Source organism: Acinetobacter sp. SW-226, assembly GCF_055632855.1.
Map to the genome: position 1 here is coordinate 1,789,005 of NZ_CM145752.1, position 17,928 is coordinate 1,806,932.

The following is a 17,928-nucleotide window of genomic DNA, read 5'->3' on the forward strand; positions in this document are numbered from 1 at the left end:
AATGCAGAGATTCGAAAGAGCATCACAATCATGAATACACCAGACAGTCATATCACTAAGGTCATGCATAGAGAACCTCAACAAGCAAGTACTCGCTTAGAGTTAATTAATATTTGCAAAAGTTATAATTCGCTACGTGCAAATGATCAAATTCATCTCAAAGTTCATGCGGGTCAAATCCATGCCATCTTAGGCGAAAATGGTGCTGGAAAAAGCACACTCATGAAAATTATTTATGGTGCGACCAAAGCCGATGAAGGCCAAATTCTTTGGAATGGTAAAGAAGTCAAAATAGATAGCCCTTCGACAGCGAGAAAATTGGGCATTGGCATGGTTTATCAGCATTTCTCTTTGTTTGAGACTTTAACTGTTGCAGAAAATATTCAACTTGGTCTCGATGAGAAAATTGACATAAAAACGCTCAATGAAAAAATCATTGCAGTATCTGAACAATACGGTTTACCTGTTGATCCGCGCCGTGAAGTGTATTCACTCTCAGTGGGCGAACGGCAACGTGTGGAAATTATCCGCTGTCTATTACAAAGCCCCTCCCTCATTATTTTAGATGAACCAACCTCAGTACTTACTCCACAAGCGGTTCAACAATTATTTAAGACATTGAAATTACTCGCTTCACAAGGTGTCTCTATTTTGTATATCAGTCATAAACTTCATGAAATTAAAGAGTTATGTGATGAAGCAACCATTTTACGAAATGGTAAAGTTACAGGCCATGTTAGACCAGAAGAAAATAGTACCAGTGATTTGGCACGTTTAATGATTGGACGTGAGTTACCTACGTATATTCACGATGAATATCTAGGTGAGAAGCAAGTATTGTTTGAGGTTTCGAGTTTAAATCAACCCACAGATGATCCTTTCGGTGTTGCGCTAGAAAATATCAGCCTGAACTTAAAAGCGGGAGAGATCCTCGGTATTGCAGGCATTTCGGGCAATGGGCAAGCAGAACTTTTGTCTTTAATCTCTGGAGAGAAAATAACCACAAATGGCAGCATTTATCTAGAGGGGCAAAATGTCGGCAAGATATCCGCAGGTGCACGTCGTGATTTGGGCTTAGGCTTTGTCCCCGAAGAACGTTTAGGGCGAGGTGCTGTACCCAATATGACACTGTCTGAAAATGCGCTATTGACTGCATTTAGGCAGGGTTTGACTAAATTTGGACTGATTAACTTTGAAAAAACCAAACTATTTGCAGAAAAATGTATTGAAAAATTTAGTGTAAAGGCTTCTGGTGCACAAGCAGAAGCACGCTCACTTTCAGGTGGTAACTTACAAAAATTCATCGTGTGTCGAGAAATTTTACAACAGCCCAAAGTTCTCATTATTTCTCAACCTACTTGGGGCGTTGACGTAGGAGCATCAATGTTTATTCGACAAACATTGATTGATTTATCTAGACAAGGCGTTGCGATTTTGGTGATTTCTGAAGAGCTCGAAGAATTGTTTGAAATTAGTGATTACATTTGTGTATTGGCTGCTGGAAAACTATCCGAACCTATGCAGACCCGTAGTACCAATGCAGAACAAATTGGGTTGTTGATGTCAGGGATTACCAGTGTTGCACACACTGTAGATTTAGCTCATTCACAACAAGTTCAAGCTTAATCATTTCATCTAAAGGTGGTCACATGTATTTATTAGAACCTAGAGAAAAGCCTTCTCAAGTCATGAAATGGTTATCACCTGTTATTGCACTAAGTGCAATGCTGGTGGTCAGTAGCTTACTGTTTCTGATGCTTGGGGTAGATCCTGCGCGCGCACTGTATATCTTTTTTGTTGAACCGCTAACTTCACTATATAACCTCAGTGAGCTCACCATTAAAGCCAGCCCATTAATTCTCATCGCACTTGGCTTAGCTATTGGCTTTCGCGCAAAACTATTCAATATCGGTGCCGAAGGTCAACTGACTATGGGGGCTATTTTTGGTGGCGGAATTGCAATTTTATTTCATGACCATACAGGTTGGTGGATCCTCCCTTTAATGGTGGTCATGGGGGCCATTGGTGGTGCATTTTGGGGACTGATTCCTGCATTTTTGAAAACACATTTTAATGCAGAAGAGACCCTTACGACCTTAATGATGAACTATGTTGCACTTTTTGTTTTGTTATATCTGGTGAATGGGCCGTGGCGAGACCCAGATGGTATGAACTTTCCACAATCGGTCATGTTCAATGAAAGTGCGACTTTGCCTTTTGTCATTGAAGGTACTCGTGTGAATGCTTCGATTTTTATTACCTTTCTGGCTGTGGTTATTTTTTGGGTATTTATTAAAAAAAGCATGAGTGCTTATAAGTTAGAAGTCAGTGGTCAAGCACCGATGGCTGCAAAATATGCCGGCTTTTCATCAAAAAAAGCGGTCTGGCTTAGTTTAGGGTTATCTGGTTTTATGGCGGGTATCGCAGGTCTTTGCGAGGTTGCAGGACCGATTGGACAGTTAAATCCAAACATTTCACCAGGCTATGGTTATGCAGCCATCATCGTGGCTTATTTAGGTCGTTTAAATCCTATTGGAATTGTACTCTCTGGTTTTTTAATGGCTTTACTTTATTTGGGCGGTGAAATGGCGCAAATGGAACTGCAATTATCTGTTGCTATTACAGGGATTTTCCAAGGTCTATTGCTGTTCTTTTTATTAGCTTCAGATGTGTTGATAGAAAAACGTTATCGGTTTGCAAAAAAGAAGCTCAAATCAAAGATGTCAGAAACTGACCCAACTGTCGCTTAAACTTAGAGAGGAAAGTTCATTATGAGTATAGAAGTAACCGCTATTTTGGCAGGTACGATTGCAGCTGCAACTCCTCTGGTTTTTGCTGGTTTGGGGGAGTTAGTTGCTGAACGTACTGGGGTAATTAACTTAGGTGTCGAAGGCATGATGTTGGTCGGAGCAATTGCGGGTTTTGCTTTTGCAGCCCAGTATGAGGCCAGCGTAGCCAGCGCATTGTTAGTCGGGGCTTTGGCTGGGATGTTGATGTCTTTGATTTTTGCATTTTTTACACTCTCACTCAGTACCAATCAATCTGCTTGTGGCTTAGCCCTTACTATTTTTGGTATCGGTATTTCTGCATTTATTGGACAGAACTATGTCAGTACGGCTTTACCCGGACTACAAAATTTAAATATACCTGTATTGTCAGATATTCCATTGATTGGCCCCATCTTATTTCAACAAAACTATGTGGTGTATTTATCCATTTTGGCCTTTGTATTTGTTTGGTGGGTCTTGGCAAAGACGCGTTTAGGGCTGTTACTTAAAGCAGTTGGGGAGTCACCTGAAAGCGCACATGCAATGGGTTATAACGTTCTAGGTATTCGTTACTGTGCTGTTTTATTTGGTGGGGCAATGGCAGGTATTGGGGGGGCATTTTTATCGACTGTTTATACCCCAATGTGGATTGAAAACATGGTTGCGGGGCGCGGTTGGATTGCAATTGCTTTAGTGGTTTTTGCTGCTTGGAAACCAGCACGTTTAATGTTGGGTGCTTATCTTTTTGGTGGAGTGACAATTTTACAGTTTCATGCTCAAGCATTGGGTTTAAACATTCCCAATGAGCTTTTGTCCGCGCTGCCATATGTTGCAACGATAGTGGTCTTGGTGGTGATTTCTCGAGATAAAAAACTGTTGAAGCTGAATTTACCTGCATCACTTGGCAAAACATTTACCCCTTAAATTGGATCCATTGAGAAAGCTATGAAAATATTAAGTGCAGATTATGTACTCACCATGAATCAAAATTTGGATTGCATCAAAAATGGTGCCATTGTAGTAGAGGGTACTTTGATTCAGCAGGTTGGTAAACTGGAAGAGATCCGTGCTCAATTCCCTAATCTAGTGGTAGAACATTATGCAGATGCTGTGCTCATGCCAGGCCTTGTGAATACACACTGTCACTCAGGTTTACTGCGAGGTACTGCCGAAGGTTTATCTGTATGGGACTGGTTACAGCAGTTTATCGACCCAATGCACCGGGTTTTATTACCTGAAGATGCGAAAATGGCATCTTATCTGTGCTATGCGGAAGCGCTACTTTCTGGCACAACAACGATTGTAGATATGTGGCGGTTTATGGATGGCAGTGCTGAAGCTGCCAAGGAACTAGGTATTCGTGCAGTACTGGTGCCTTATGTCGCAGAGCATCCTGATCATAATTATTTTGAAACGTTGCATAGCAATGAAGTGCTGATTCAACAGTGGCATCAAGGTGCAAATGGTCGTATCAATGTTTGGGTGGGTTTGGAGCATTTATTTTATGCAGAAGAGCAAGCATTAAAACGTATACAACACTTATGTCAGGACTACCAAACAGGCTTTCATACGCATAGTAATGAAAGTAAGTTTGATGTTGAAGAAAACCTTAAACGCTATAATAAACGCCCCATTCAAACCTTAGAACAACTTGGTTTACTCGATGCACCGCAATGCTTATTGGCGCATTGTGTATGGGCTAACTCCACAGAAATCGACATCTTAAAAAACTATCAGGTGGGAGTGGCACATAATCCAATATCGAATATGAAATTAGCATCAGGTGCAGCACCTATTCGAGAAATGTTAGCTAAAGGGGTAGCGGTTGGTTTGGGAACAGATGGTGAAAAAGAAAATAATAATTTAGATATGTTTGAAGAGATGAAAACAGCATCATTGTTGGCAAAATTTGCAAATTTAGATGCTTCCGCACTAGATGCATGGTCTGTATGTAAAATGGCGACAACTCTTGGGGCTAAAGCTTTAGGTATGCAAGAAAGCATCGGTTCTATTGAAACAGGGAAGCAGGCAGATATTATTGCAATAAAAACAGCAACGCCACGAATGACCCCTTTAATTGGTGAAGGGAAATTATTCAATTTACATCATAATTTAGTACATGCAGTTCAGGGTCAAGATGTTGTCATGACCATGGTGGCAGGTCAAACAGTCGTACAAAATGGCAAGCTAATGAATGCTGACTTACAGCATTTAATTGATCAGGTGAATCGAGCAGCGCCATTACTGTTTAAAAGACGTGAAGATTGGCTTAGTCTTCGTGGGAATGCCGTCAATGAGTTACAACGTGAAATTGGATGAGAACTTAAGTTATTCATCACATAATAATAAGTCATGAAAATAAAGTACATGTTCTGCCTTTAAGCAGGTAAATTATGTTTTATAAGTAATGACATATTGGGTGCTTGATGGGAGTTACATGGATTCTTTTTACGCTTATGGCTGCATTTATGCAGGCTTGGCGAAATGCTTTCCAAAAGCAACTCAGTACGACTGTCGATGTATATGGTGTAACACTCGCAAGGTTTATTTTTGCTTTACCTTTGGCATTTATATACATCGTGAGTCTTTATCATTTTCAACCTATTGTTGAAGTTGTTCATTTTAATCCACGTTTTGCTACTTATATCTTTATTGCTGCAATTAGCCAAATTGCAGCAACTGCATTAATGGTTCAGTTATTTAAACAAAAAAACTATGCAATTGGTGTTGGGCTTGCTAAAAGTGAGGCCATTTTGGCAGCAATTGTTGCAGTTATCTTTTTATCTGACCACCTGAGTATTTTAGGCTGGGTAGGAGTCGTGATTGGCGGTTTTGCGGTATTCCTCATGTCCAAAGGTCGCGGCTTTTCCGATTTTTCATTACAGACCTTATGTATAGGTATTGGTAGTGGCTTATGTTTTGCTATCACATCGCTTTTGGTACGTGAAGCCAGTTTAGAACTCACTAATTTACCGTTTATTCACCGTGCGGCGTGGGTTCTTATCTGTGTGATTGGTACACAGTGTTCATTGCTCTTAATTTACTTAGGTAGGACTTACGCACTATTACTTATAGATTCTCTGTGGTAGCAGATGATTTTTATCGAGAATAAAGTCATCAATGAAGTTTTTGATAATTGGTCTAAATAATTTCTTCTGCCAACGATATATATTTTCAAAGATCCGCTCAAACTGGTTCTTTTGTATCTCAACGTAGGCCATCAAGGCTGAAAAAATATGATTCAAAATCAGTTTAGATCGTCTTACTTGAAACTTTTCAATATGACAAACCTGTTTAATCACCCGGTGATATTGCTCTATTTTCCAATGACTTGAATGTAATTCATGAAAACCTTCAAAGGACAATAAATCATCTTCATCTTGATGCACAATATAAAACCTCTGCTGTTCTTTTAACTGAGTCTTAAATAATTGTACAAAGCCAAAATCTTTGAGCCAGATCACTTGACCCTGATGGAAATCTGGCAATAAGCGCAGTTGAAACCATTGTCCTTTTTCTGGGGAAACCTTACGGTTACAGTCGATACCAAACATAAATCGAATACCATATTTTCTTATGGTTTTTAGATTTCCAGTCGATGAATACCAACTATCACCTGTAATAAATTGAATCTTTGCACCCCAACTGAGTACTTCACTTAACATATCCATAAAGTAATCATTCTTGGTTTTACTTTCAGATTTGTCATAAATTCGGAAATTAATTGGAATATTTTGACCATTTCGATCTGTCGCATACAAGGTAATGAGATTAATACCCTTGACGGATCGGTGGTGTTTGCCTGACCAAAAATAGCTAACCAAGTCCATATGTTGACTATATGGTTTATCTAAAACAGTATCATCAATACTGACTATAAGTTTATTATTATCAATATGTTGAATTGATTCTTGATATAGGTCGTGAGGTGTGTAGTCTTCACGCTCTAGAAAGCGATTTACACTATCATGCGAGATATTATAAGTCTCGGCAAGTTGTGTGCAGCTAATAGAGTTCGGTTCTGTCATGAGAAAGCCCATATAAATGGGTAATGTACAAGTTGCTGTAGAAGCATGTTTAATTCGTCTGATCACAGATACTTTATAAAGTATTTTAATACTTTTTTGAATCCGTCAATGCGTAAGTCCTATTAGGTATATTTCGTCGTGTTACTTTATGGGCGATGTGGCAGCGAGTGGGACTTACATTTCGCGTCAGTTTATGTAGTTTCCTTGCTTCATTGGGCTGGTTTAGCGCGATGAGTATGCAGTCCGTTCCAATTGTTAAAACATTAGGGCAAGTTGAGATCATTTTTAGTATGTTGATCTCTGCCTTTTTCTTTAAGGAAAAATTGGCACGAGCTGAACATTTAGGCATTATTTTGGTGGTGATTGCCGCTTTTCTAGTGATTTGGGCTTAATCAATAAGGCATTGTCATTTATTTGTAATGACATTGGTTATACTAAATAAATGGGATACGGAATTAACCCATATTCTATCTGCGTGTGAAGAGCTTAAACGGATATGTAGCTTAAGCTCGTACCAGTATAGATAAAGTCAAAATGTAGATTTGAAACTCTCATCTTAGCCTACAGATATGTTTTCCAACTATATGGCTTTGCTTTAAGACAAATAGTTTTTATCTGCTCCAATAACAAAAATAACGCCCAAGCAAAATAGCCCACAATAAATAGCAAACCAGATAATCATGTTTTTAAATGCTTTGTCCGAAATAGAACTATCCGCATATTTTGCTGGTTTTTTAGGGTCTAGATCTTTCATGGTTACTGCACTCAACTGAGGTGATGTGTACATTATGCAAAGCACAGACAGCATGAAACAGATACAGAACATGATTAAAAAAATATAACAGCGTATTGGCAAATATATAGAACTGTTATGGTTTTCATTATTGCCTGTTAAGCAAAAGTGAAAGAATATTCACTATGAATTTTATACATACTGAACCATGAGAGAATTCCATTTCATTCATGATCTAAATTTTTGTACATTAAATACAGTGGTACTTTGTATGTGTAGAGTTAGCCTAATTGACCTAAGCATAAAGTTTAAAATGATAGCTAGAGAGCATGATGAAAAATTTTGAGAATAAAGTTGCTGCGATCACGGGTGCAGGTTCTGGTATCGGACAGCAGTTGGCTATTCAATTAGCCAAACAAGGTGCGCATTTGGCACTCAGTGATGTCAATGAGCAAGGTTTGGCAGAAACATTAAAGCTTGTCAAAGATTATCCTGTTTCGGTCACACTTACAAAACTAGATGTTTCAGACCGCAAAGCTGTTGAGGACTGGGCCAAACAATGTGAACAAGACTTTGGCCAGATCAATTTAATTTTCAACAATGCAGGTGTTGCCTTAGCCAGTACTGTTGAAGGCTTGAGCTATGAAGATGCGGAATGGATCTTTAAAATCAATTTTTGGGGTGTGGTGTATGGAACCAAAGCTTTTTTACCCTACTTAAAGAAAAGTGGTGCTGGGCATATTGTGAATATTTCAAGCTTATTTGGACTCACTGCACAGCCTACCCAGAGTGCCTATAATGCGACAAAATTTGCTGTTCGTGGTTTTACCGAAGCACTACGTCAAGAACTAGACCTAGAAAACTGTGGTGTCAGTGCGACTTGTGTTCACCCAGGTGGTATACGAACCAATATCGCCAATAGTGCTCGAATGAGTGACAGTATTCATGCGCTAGGTATGAACCCTGAGCGTGCTAGCCGTTCTTTCAACAAAATGCTTAAAACTCCGCCAGATGTGGCAGCACAGTCCATTTTAAAGGCTGTGGGAAAAAATGAGCGCCGTGTCTTAATTGGAACAGATGCCAAAATTATGGATCTGGTACAACGCATTACACCGACAGGTTATACACAAGCCATGAACTTTTTGACTGGGAAAAAGCGTCAAAAATAAAGACTGGCAAACTTGAAGGATGATTTTATTGTTTTAACCGAGTATGCTGAATCGAGTAATTTTTCAAATCAAAAAAAGCTTCGATTTCAATGCTAAAGCATTGCATCCATTAAAATGATAAGGAGTCCTACATGAGTGGTTCTCATAACCATGATCACAGCCATGTTGAAGTGACTGCAAAAAATGCCAAGAAATTAACGCTTGCACTTGCCTTGACCACGACATTTTTAATTGTTGAGGTTATTGCTGGATTTATCACACAAAGTTTAGCCTTATTGTCCGATGCGGCGCACATGTTTACTGATGCTGCGGCTTTGGCGATTGCCTTAGCCGCCATCAAAATTGGACAAAAACCTGCCGATGATAAACGTACCTTTGGCTATCAACGGTTTGAAATCTTGGCAGCATTGTTCAATGCCATGATGTTGTTTGTTGTAGCGATTTACATTTTATATGAAGCTTATCAGCGCTTTAGCCAGCCCCCCGAAATCCAAAGTATAGGCATGTTGGTCGTTGCTGTTTTGGGTTTAATCATTAACCTAATTTCAATGAAAATTTTGGTGTCGAGCAGTCAAGACAGCTTAAATGTGAAAGGGGCTTATCTTGAGGTGTTGAGTGACGCCTTGGGCTCTGTGGGTGTGATCATAGGCGCATTGGTGATTTATTTCACGGGTTGGATGTGGGTAGATACCGTTATTGCGGTGTTGATCGGCTTTTGGGTCTTACCTCGAACTTGGGTGCTACTGAAGCAAAGTATCAATATTTTGCTCGAAGGTGTACCAAGTGAAATTGATATCGAATCCCTACGCAATGACTTGTTGGCTTTAGACGGTGTACAAGGGATTCATCAACTTAAAGTTTGGGCCATTACCTCTAAAAATGTGCATTTAACCGCGCATTTGATCGCTCCTGATGTAGATCAGAGAGCTTTATACCACCAAGCTGTGGAGTTATTAGGACATGAGCACGGCATTACCCAAGTGACTTTACAGATTGAAGATGATGAATGCCATCCACACCAACACGAACATAGTCATTAAAAAAGGCTTGACCTTAGACTTAGTCTAGGCTTTACAATAGCATCAGTTTTTTTCAGTACGACATTATGCGTTCTACCACGTGGATTAGCGTCTTAGTTGCTTTATTCATGTTCCAAAGTCTTTGGAACGTGGCGGCAGCTTTTTGCGTCCATGAAGAACAAAAAACTCAAGTCGTGACGCAACAAAATTTTCATTTTGGGCATCATCAATCCACTTTGTGTGTATCGGATGCGAAAGCACATCAACAAAGTAGTATTGATGACCATACTCAAACGGCAAATGATCAGTTTGAATTAGGTGAAGACCATCAAGATCATTTGCCTTCAATGGCACATTTGATTATTCCGAAAGAAAAAAACTATCAACTGCCGCTCGCGCTTGAGATAAAAGAACCGCCACAATTTTTTTGGCACAATGCCTATCAAGCTCCTGATTTACTGGGGCAACATCCGCCTCCTGAACTTTCCCCGCTAATGGTGGGGTAGCCTAAAACATTTCCCACCACTTCTTCTAAAAATTAGTGGGAAAAAGCATGTCGAATCAATTCAAGGCGTTTATACGCCAAGCTCTTGCTGTGGGCATAACAACAGCTACGATGCAATGGAGCTTTGCCGAACCAGTCAAGACTTTAGATGAGGCTTTGGCAAAAGTAGAGCGCTATCAGAACCAAAGTGAAATTGGGCAACAGCGTCAAAGCATTTCAGAGCTGAACATCAAAAACAGTGGTTTATGGCAAAACCCTAGCTTAAATATCAATCAAGATGGTTTTGGTTCAAATACCGATCGTGAACTCAGTATTGCCATTAGCCAACCTTTAGATGTTTTTGGACAGCGTAAGCTCGATCAAAAACTCGCAGAAACAGCACACCAACAAGGCCAATTACAGCAACAACTGTGGACAGCACAAAGCCAATTGGTGGTGAAATTTGCATGGTCGCAGTTGGCTTTAGCACAAGTTGAAAAATCGCTATTTGCCGCACAGCTCAAAGTGAGTCAAAATAATTTAGACAGTGCCAAAAAGCGCTATCAGGCGGGCAGTATCGCTTTGGTTGACTATGAACGTGCGCAAATCGAAAGCTTAGATATGCAACGTTTATATCAACAAGCAATACTGGCTGAACAAGTAGCACAGCGTCAACTCTCAAACCTTTGGGGCGAAACCAAAGCCGACATTCAACTCAATGCGACCACCATGCCATGGCCAGATCAAAGTGAAGCCACAGTACAGCGTTATATTGCTGAAGGTTGGTTGGAAAAGCTGTATGCCCTGAATATTCAACAGTCCAATTTAAACATTGAAAGTTTAAAAGTGCAGGCGCGTCCCAATCCGACCTTAAATGTCGGCATGAAACGGAGTCAAGCACCGAATGAAAATAGTGATACCACATTAGGTGTTGGCGTGGATATTCCGCTGAATATCTTTAACCGTCAGCAATACAGCATTCCGATGGCACAGCGTCAGCAAAGCTTGTTGAATCAGCAGCAGCAGCGTGAGTTAAAACAGCAAATTTTAGATATCGCCAATGCCATGCATGAGCTCAAAGGACTAAAACAGCAGTTCGGTGCGATCAGTCAACAAACAACTTTGGCAGAACAAGTACAAGTACGTACATTACAAGGTTTTAAAGCCGGAAAGCTGTCTATTACCGACATTCAACAAGCCAATTCGCAACTACAAAGCATACGTCTTGGGCAGTTACAGTTATTGCGTCAAGCATGGCAGACCGCATTGACCGCAGAAGCGCTTAGCCTCGGCACTAGTTATGAACAGATCAGTAGTTCAGATGCTTATAGCCAAATCAGTAAAAACTCAATCGCACAAATACAAGACCTCATCCTTGGCGGAGCACAATAATATGCAACTGAAGAACCAACTTGGAAAAATATCACAGCCATTGATGATTGGGCTTTTGCTTCTAGTAACGCTCCTGATTGCTATAGGAATTTGGTTTAGCTCGAAAGATAAAACCACCGATGAACATGAGCATGGGGAACATGAAGAATCTGAACATGCGGATGAGCCCGAGTCAGAAAAAGGACATGCTGAGGAAGGTGAAATTCAACTGACAGCGCAGCAACTGACAGAGCAAGGCATTCAAATCGCTTCGGCTCAACAAGGCGCGGTATCTCAAGTCACTGTTTTACCTGGAAAGCTTGTGGTGAATACCGATCAGCAAGCCCACATTTCGCCAAACTTTGGTGGGCATGTGGAACAAGTACATGTTGAACTTGGTCAAAACGTACAAAAAGGACAAACTTTAGCTGTACTGTCCGTACCTGAACTGATTGATCAACAAGCCAATTTACGGATGGCCCAAGCTAGCTTGGACTTGGCACGTCAGGATTATCAACGTGAACAGCAGTTATGGTCACAGGGCATTTCAGCTAAACAAGACTACCAACGGGCAGAAAATGCTTACCGACAGGCACAGATTACTGTGCAATCCGTGCAAAGTCGTTTAAATGCACTGGGGGCAACAGGTGGTATAAATGGTCGTTTTGCCATTAAAGCACCCATCTCAGGGGTGATTAGCCAAAAAGATATCGTGGTGGGTGAAAACGTACAATTGGCCGATCAGCTTTTTGTGATTGAACAATTTAAAGAGTTATGGCTTGAGTTTAATCTGCCTGCACAGTTATCGAGTCAATTACAAACCAATCAAAGTGTAACGTTTAAACCAAATGCCTCTGAGCAAAAATATCAAGCCGTCATCCAAAGCTTAACCTCTCAGGCCGATGCCCAAACGGGGCGCTTAGTGGTACGCGCTAAATTAAAAAGCCAAGCGGCTGAATTACGTCCAAATGTTTTGGTGAATATCTTTTTAGACAATACCAGTTCCAAAATAGCGCTTCGTGTCCATAAAAGTGCTATTCAAAACATTGAAGGTCAAACGTCAGTATTTGTGGTCGACGCTGAACAAAAAGGGCAAGTGCATTTGAAAGCACAGCCTGTTGTACTTGGACAAGCGTCAAATGATGGTCAATGGATTGAAGTCGTTTCAGGTATAAAAGCAGGACAACGCTATGTCAGTCAAGGCAGCTTTGTTCTTAAATCTGAACTCGAAAAAGGCGAGGCTGATCATGCACACTAATCATGATTTACCCAAGCCTGAGGGTTTGTTTGAACGAATTATTCAGTTCTCTATTCAAAATGCCATTTGGGTCATGCTCTTTGTCTGCACGTGGATTGCGGTTGGTGTATACAGCTATCAAAAACTGCCGATTGATGCAGTGCCCGATATTACCAATACGCAAGTACAAATTAATACCCAAGCCAATGGTTTTACCGCACTGGAGGTTGAGCAGCGGATTACCTATCCAATTGAAACGGCAATGGCGGGTATTCCAGATTTACAGTTGACTCGTTCTATTTCACGTTATGGTCTATCCCAAGTCACCATCGTATTTAAGGATGGTACAGATATCTATTGGGCACGCCAGCAGATTAATCAGCGGGTACAAGAAGCCAAAGCAGATTTACCCAGTGATGTTTCTCCAACCATGTCGCCAGTTTCGACGGGTTTAGGTGAAATTTATCAATGGGTCATTAAAGCTGAACCGAATGCCAAAAAAGCCGATGGTACAGCTTATAGCGCGATGGACTTGCGGGAGATCCAAGATTGGATCGTTCGTCCACAATTGCAACGTGTTGCAGGGGTTGCAGAGGTCAACAGTATTGGCGGGTTTAATAAAACCTATGTGGTTGCTCCTGACTTAAACCGTATGCAGCAGTTAAATATTTCCTTGAGCCAACTGCAAACTGCTTTACAGGAAAATAATGAAAATCGTGGGGCAGGTTTTATTGAGGAAAATGGTCAGCAGCTCACAGTTCGTGTGCCTGGCACACTCAACAGTCTTGCAGACATTGAAAATACAACAGTTGCCAGCCCAAATGGTAGCCCGATCCGTGTTGCGGATATTGCGCAGGTTTCAATTGATCATGACCTCAGAACAGGAGGCGCAACCTATAACGGCGAAGAAACTGTACTCGGCATCGCTATGATGATGATGGGTGAAAACAGTCGAACGGTGTCTAAAGCTGTAGATGCCAAAATTCAAGAGGTGCAAAGCAGTTTACCGCAAGGCGTTAAAATCGAAACAGTTTATGACCGCACAACTTTGGTGGAAAAAGCCATTAAAACGGTGCAAAAGAACTTGGTTGAAGGCGCAATCTTGGTGATTGTGATCCTGTTTTTATTCTTGGGTAATATTCGTGCTGCGTTAATTACAGCCTGTGTGATTCCACTGTCTATGCTGTTTACTTTAACAGGCATGGCACAACAGAACATCAGTGCCAACCTGATGAGTTTAGGGGCATTGGATTTCGGTATTATTGTCGACGGTGCAGTGGTAATTGTTGAAAACTGTATTCGCCGTTTAGCCCATGCACAACAACTGCTCAAACGACCGTTAACTCAGTCGGAACGCTTTAAGGAAGTATTTTTAGCAGCGCGCCAAGCTCGTCGTCCACTTATTTTTGGTCAGCTGATTATTTTAGTGGTGTATTTACCGATTTTTGCATTGACTGGTGTAGAAGCAAAAATGTTCCACCCAATGGCTTTGACGGTTGTTCTTGCACTGGTTGCGGCCATTATTTTGTCGATCAGCTTTGTGCCTGCGGCTGTTGCACTTTTTGTTAAAGGTGACATTAAAGAAACGGAAAGCCGTTGGATGTTGTGGTTAAAAGAGCGATATCAGCGAGTATTAGACTGTGCCTATCAGTACAAAGCGGTAGTTTTAACTTTTGCACTGTGCTTATTGGTATTAACAGGTTTACTCGCAACGCGGATCGGCAGTGAGTTTGCACCGCAACTGAGTGAAGGTGACTTTGCTGTACAGCAACTGCGTTCCCCAAGCACAGGTTTAGAAGAATCACTTCGTATTCAGGAAAATACGGAAAAGCTACTCCTGAAAAAATTCCCTGAAATACACGCTATTTTTGCGCGTACAGGAACTGCTGAGGTAGCGACCGATGTAATGCCACCGAATATTTCAGATGGTTATGTCATGTTAAAACCCCGTGATGCGTGGCCAAACCCGAAAGAAACATTGGATGAACTGCGTAGCCGTATGCAGGCGTATTTGGCGACATTGCCCGGTAACAACAGTGAGTTTTCTCAGCCAATTGAACTGCGTTTCAATGAGTTAATATCGGGTGTACGTAGTGATGTCGGTGTCAAAATCTTTGGTGATGACATGCAAGTATTAAATGCGGAAGCTGAAAAAATCAGTAAATTGATTCAACAAGTTTCAGGCAGTACCGCAGTTAAAGTTGAACAAACATCGGGCTTACCTTTGCTTAATGTTGAAATTGATAAAAGTTTGGCAGCGCAATATGGCCTAAGTGTTAAAACCATACAAGACTATGTGTCAGCAAGCATTGGTGGGCAAAATGTCGGTGAAATTTTACAGGGTGACCGCCGTTTTGACTTTGTGATTCGACTCAGTGAACAAGACCGTAGTGTCAGTGGTATTGCGCAACTGCCAATACAACTTCCAAATGGCGGCAGTATTTTACTCACTGATATTGCCACGGTAAAAATGATGGATGGCATCAACCAAGTCAGCCGTGAAAATGGCAAACGTCGTGTGATTGTCACTGCGAATGTCGAAGGGCGTGATTTGGGCTCTTTTGTCACAGAGGTACAAACTCAACTGAAGCAGTATCCACTACCAAGTGGCTATTGGATTGAATATGGTGGTCAGTTTGAAAATCTGGCCTCGGCACAGGCTCGAATGCAGATTGTGATTCCACTGGCATTATTGACGATCTTTATTTTGCTGATGGCTGTTTTCCATAACATGAAAGAAAGCTTACTGGTGTTCACGGGTGTTCCATTTGCTTTAACAGGTGGTGTGCTTTTCTTATGGTTAAGAGACATTCCCTTGTCGATGTCGGCGGGTATTGGTTTCATTGCCTTGTCTGGCGTTGCCGTCTTAAATGGTTTGGTCATGCTGACCTTCATTAAAGAGTTAAGAGGGCAATACCACTTACATGAAGCTGTTTGGCAGGGGGCGATTTTGCGCTTAAGGCCTGTTTTAATGACCGCTTGTGTGGCGTCCTTAGGTTTTGTTCCTATGGCGCTTGCCACGGGCACAGGGGCAGAGGTTCAACGTCCACTGGCGACCGTGGTAATTGGTGGAATTATTTCTTCGACGTTATTGACCTTGGTACTATTGCCAGTGTTGTATCGTTGGATGAATGCTAAGAAAGAAACGGAAGTTTAATTCTTTAATCAACTGAAGCATGGGGAGGCACATATACCCCTCATGCTTTTTTATACTACTTGATATCAGCCTAATCGCATTTAGGAGTTAAAAATGGCAAATCTGTTATAGTCTGTTATATTTTTTTCATAAAGAACTGTATCTGTCCATTTATAGCCTAAACCTTAGAATAACAAATATAGATAAAGCGTTGAGGTATTGGAAATGAACTTTTTACTGAAAAAAAATAAAGCTTGGTTTGTATTCTTTATCATTACTTTATATTCATTTCTTGGATTTTTTCTCGGATTCATTATTTGGGAATATGTTCTAAAGTAAAGCTAAACATCACGATGCAAAGGCGCAACAAAAAATGCTTTGTATGATGTTCAAACAGATATTTTTTAAGATTCAACAAAAAAGAATGAGGCCTGTGTTGCTTCATTCTTTTCTATTTGTAGTCTGCATTTTAATCATCATCAGCTAAATACATAACACTGTGTATTTAAAATGCATGATGCGCCTTACATACTTTTCTATCAATGAGTTGATAAAGACTTAAATCACTTCAAAGCCAATACCTGCATGCTGTTTTAAGCGTTCAACATAGCGCTCATCAAACATCGTTGCAGGGGTCCAAAAACCGCCATTTCGTCCCGTTTTCTCGCCATTTTTATGATGATCCAAAACTAAACTTAATGCTGCTTGCCCCAACATTTTTCCTGTTGACCCATAACCTGGATCACGGTCGCCTGTGACTTTGATTCGAAGACTTTGTCCTGCATCTGACTTGCCAATAAATCGTAAATCAAAACGGCCAGAGCGTTGTTGCTCGGGTGTCGGGCCTTCGCCTGATTTTGGGAGCATATAGCGCTCCATCAATTTACTGACAGGCTTGGTAACCGCTGCAAGCATGAATGCACCTAATCCTGCGACCAAGCTATAAGCTTTGACACGACCATTCCAACCTTGGCCTGTCAGCATGGCTTCGTTATAGCTAAAGTTTGCCCCATAGGCATTGTTTGCAAGTGCATTTGAACGGTGCACAACCCGTTCATTAACAGCAGACATAACAAAGGGGGCAATCCATGCATCAAAATCGCTGTCAAACTCAGCCGATTTTACATAGTGTTGACGTGCACTGAGTGTATGATTTTGTGGCACAAGGAGGTACGGGTTCACTAAAGCTTTGCGTAGTGCAGGATCAGCTGCGGCTTCTTGTATGACATTGATTAAACTGGCCACCGTTCCGCCAGAAGCGCCGCCTTTTAAAACTTTCACTCGCATTTTGACGTTGGTCGCTGGGGCATGCCAAAGTTGCTGTGCTTGCTGTTGTAAAAAATACACGCCCATATCAGAAGGGACAGAATCAAAACCGCAACAATGTACAATCCGTGCTCCAGAGTGTTCGGCTTGGCTTTGATACTTGTCGATCATTTTTTTAATCCATTGTGTTTCACCCGTAAGGTCACAATAGTCTGTACCTGTTTCAACACAGGCCTTGATCATCGGTTCACCGTAAAGTGCATAAGGACCTACGGTTGAAACAACCACACGGGTTTGTTCACATAGCGTGTGAATTGCGTCAGTATCATTGACATCTGCAATCATAATGTCCAAATTTTGTGCTTTTTCACCAAGCTTATTTTTTAACGCATTGAGTTTGCTTGATGACCGGCCAGCGATTGCCCACTGAATTTGTTCAGCTGACTCACCTTGCATTGAGAGGTAGTCACTTAGGTAAGTTGTCAAAATTTGTCCAACGAAGCTGGTTGCACCAAATACCACCAAATCATATTTTTTGTTTTTTATTGCCGTCATGGAGAAACTCCTCATGGAATCATGCTTAAGGTCGGTAGTACACCTGTGTTTGCTATAAATACTATAAGCTTTAAGTGAACTTGAATGTCAAGTCGGGAAAGGTGTAAATATTTACAGACATAAAATTGCTATTTATTCGCAACCTTTTACATGAATCACAGC

General features: G+C 41.0%; 14 protein-coding genes and 2 pseudogenes. 13 read left to right on the forward strand and 3 right to left on the reverse strand.

From position 1 onward, the window contains the following. Positions 1-63: 63 nt before the first annotated feature. The 5 genes and pseudogenes from ACZ8ZH_RS08630 to ACZ8ZH_RS08650 all read left to right on the forward strand — a co-directional run. Positions 64-1,626: an ABC transporter ATP-binding protein gene (locus tag ACZ8ZH_RS08630; protein WP_228199442.1), complete on the forward strand. Its 1,563-nt coding sequence runs from the start codon at positions 64-66 to the stop codon at positions 1,624-1,626. Between the two features lie 23 nt (positions 1,627-1,649). Further along, positions 1,650-2,750, forward strand: a complete 1,101-nt coding sequence (locus ACZ8ZH_RS08635; protein WP_119063943.1) for an ABC transporter permease — start codon at positions 1,650-1,652, stop codon at positions 2,748-2,750. Between the two features lie 21 nt (positions 2,751-2,771). Continuing rightward, a complete protein-coding gene (locus ACZ8ZH_RS08640; protein WP_119063944.1) occupies positions 2,772-3,692 on the forward strand; it encodes an ABC transporter permease in 921 nt (306 codons plus the stop codon). Positions 3,693-3,713: 21 nt separating this feature from the next. Next, on the forward strand, positions 3,714-5,087 hold the full coding sequence (locus tag ACZ8ZH_RS08645) for an amidohydrolase family protein (RefSeq protein WP_119063945.1): 1,374 nt from the start codon (positions 3,714-3,716) through the stop codon (positions 5,085-5,087). Between the two features lie 107 nt (positions 5,088-5,194). Next, a pseudogene (locus ACZ8ZH_RS08650) lies at positions 5,195-5,818 on the forward strand (EamA family transporter); the annotation flags it as partial. A 15-nt stretch (positions 5,819-5,833) separates the two neighbouring features. Here ACZ8ZH_RS08650 and ACZ8ZH_RS08655 read toward each other — a convergent pair. Next, positions 5,834-6,862: an IS701 family transposase gene (locus ACZ8ZH_RS08655; protein WP_086197162.1), complete on the reverse strand. Its 1,029-nt coding sequence runs from the start codon at positions 6,860-6,862 to the stop codon at positions 5,834-5,836. Between the two features lie 56 nt (positions 6,863-6,918). Here ACZ8ZH_RS08655 and ACZ8ZH_RS08660 point away from each other — a divergent pair. Continuing rightward, positions 6,919-7,188, forward strand: a pseudogene (locus tag ACZ8ZH_RS08660) (EamA family transporter); the annotation flags it as partial. Positions 7,189-7,391: 203 nt separating this feature from the next. Here the strand turns inward: ACZ8ZH_RS08660 and ACZ8ZH_RS08665 are convergent. Then, positions 7,392-7,550 carry a hypothetical protein gene (locus tag ACZ8ZH_RS08665; protein WP_162900279.1) on the reverse strand — a complete coding sequence of 53 codons (159 nt, stop codon included), beginning with the start codon at positions 7,548-7,550 and terminating at the stop codon, positions 7,392-7,394. Between the two features lie 311 nt (positions 7,551-7,861). Between ACZ8ZH_RS08665 and ACZ8ZH_RS08670 the strand changes: the two genes are divergently transcribed. The 7 genes from ACZ8ZH_RS08670 to ACZ8ZH_RS08700 all read left to right on the forward strand — a co-directional run bounded on the left by ACZ8ZH_RS08670 (position 7,862) and on the right by ACZ8ZH_RS08700 (position 16,284). Then, a complete protein-coding gene (locus ACZ8ZH_RS08670; RefSeq protein WP_470247929.1) occupies positions 7,862-8,698 on the forward strand; it encodes an SDR family NAD(P)-dependent oxidoreductase in 837 nt (278 codons plus the stop codon). A 131-nt stretch (positions 8,699-8,829) separates the two neighbouring features. Continuing rightward, complete coding sequence (locus ACZ8ZH_RS08675) at positions 8,830-9,738, forward strand: cation diffusion facilitator family transporter (protein WP_119063947.1); 909 nt, start codon at positions 8,830-8,832, stop codon at positions 9,736-9,738. 65 nt (positions 9,739-9,803) lie between these two features. Then, positions 9,804-10,223, forward strand: coding sequence for a cation efflux protein, CzcI-like (locus tag ACZ8ZH_RS08680; protein ID WP_087527476.1), 420 nt, complete (start codon positions 9,804-9,806; stop codon positions 10,221-10,223). Between the two features lie 47 nt (positions 10,224-10,270). Next, positions 10,271-11,593, forward strand: coding sequence for a TolC family protein (locus ACZ8ZH_RS08685; RefSeq protein WP_119063948.1), 1,323 nt, complete (start codon positions 10,271-10,273; stop codon positions 11,591-11,593). Position 11,594: 1 nt separating this feature from the next. After that, positions 11,595-12,830 (forward strand): efflux RND transporter periplasmic adaptor subunit, encoded by a 1,236-nt coding sequence (locus ACZ8ZH_RS08690; RefSeq protein WP_119063949.1) that lies wholly within the window; start codon positions 11,595-11,597, stop codon positions 12,828-12,830. Continuing rightward, a complete protein-coding gene (locus ACZ8ZH_RS08695) occupies positions 12,820-15,966 on the forward strand; it encodes an efflux RND transporter permease subunit (protein WP_086210915.1) in 3,147 nt (1,048 codons plus the stop codon). The genes ACZ8ZH_RS08690 and ACZ8ZH_RS08695 overlap by 11 nt, the downstream gene beginning before the upstream one ends. Before the next feature lie 204 nt (positions 15,967-16,170). Further along, positions 16,171-16,284, forward strand: a complete 114-nt coding sequence (locus ACZ8ZH_RS08700; protein ID WP_086210914.1) for a hypothetical protein — start codon at positions 16,171-16,173, stop codon at positions 16,282-16,284. 219 nt (positions 16,285-16,503) lie between these two features. On the opposite strand, the gene ACZ8ZH_RS08705 is transcribed toward ACZ8ZH_RS08700, so the two are convergent. After that, a complete protein-coding gene (locus ACZ8ZH_RS08705; RefSeq protein ID WP_416202570.1) occupies positions 16,504-17,757 on the reverse strand; it encodes a saccharopine dehydrogenase family protein in 1,254 nt (417 codons plus the stop codon). Positions 17,758-17,928: the final 171 nt, after the last annotated feature.

Coding starts and splice junctions, on each gene's coding strand:
- ACZ8ZH_RS08640 (WP_119063944.1), top strand. CDS start 2,772: ATGAGTATAGAAGTAACCGCTATTTTGGCAGGTACGATTGCAGCTGCA.
- ACZ8ZH_RS08635 (WP_119063943.1), top strand. CDS start 1,650: ATGTATTTATTAGAACCTAGAGAAAAGCCTTCTCAAGTCATGAAATGG.
- ACZ8ZH_RS08690 (WP_119063949.1), top strand. CDS start 11,595: ATGCAACTGAAGAACCAACTTGGAAAAATATCACAGCCATTGATGATT.
- ACZ8ZH_RS08680 (WP_087527476.1), top strand. CDS start 9,804: ATGCGTTCTACCACGTGGATTAGCGTCTTAGTTGCTTTATTCATGTTC.
- ACZ8ZH_RS08665 (WP_162900279.1), bottom strand. CDS start 7,550: ATGAAAGATCTAGACCCTAAAAAACCAGCAAAATATGCGGATAGTTCT.
- ACZ8ZH_RS08695 (WP_086210915.1), top strand. CDS start 12,820: ATGCACACTAATCATGATTTACCCAAGCCTGAGGGTTTGTTTGAACGA.
- ACZ8ZH_RS08700 (WP_086210914.1), top strand. CDS start 16,171: ATGAACTTTTTACTGAAAAAAAATAAAGCTTGGTTTGTATTCTTTATC.
- ACZ8ZH_RS08675 (WP_119063947.1), top strand. CDS start 8,830: ATGAGTGGTTCTCATAACCATGATCACAGCCATGTTGAAGTGACTGCA.
- ACZ8ZH_RS08670 (WP_470247929.1), top strand. CDS start 7,862: ATGAAAAATTTTGAGAATAAAGTTGCTGCGATCACGGGTGCAGGTTCT.
- ACZ8ZH_RS08685 (WP_119063948.1), top strand. CDS start 10,271: ATGTCGAATCAATTCAAGGCGTTTATACGCCAAGCTCTTGCTGTGGGC.
- ACZ8ZH_RS08645 (WP_119063945.1), top strand. CDS start 3,714: ATGAAAATATTAAGTGCAGATTATGTACTCACCATGAATCAAAATTTG.
- ACZ8ZH_RS08630 (WP_228199442.1), top strand. CDS start 64: ATGCATAGAGAACCTCAACAAGCAAGTACTCGCTTAGAGTTAATTAAT.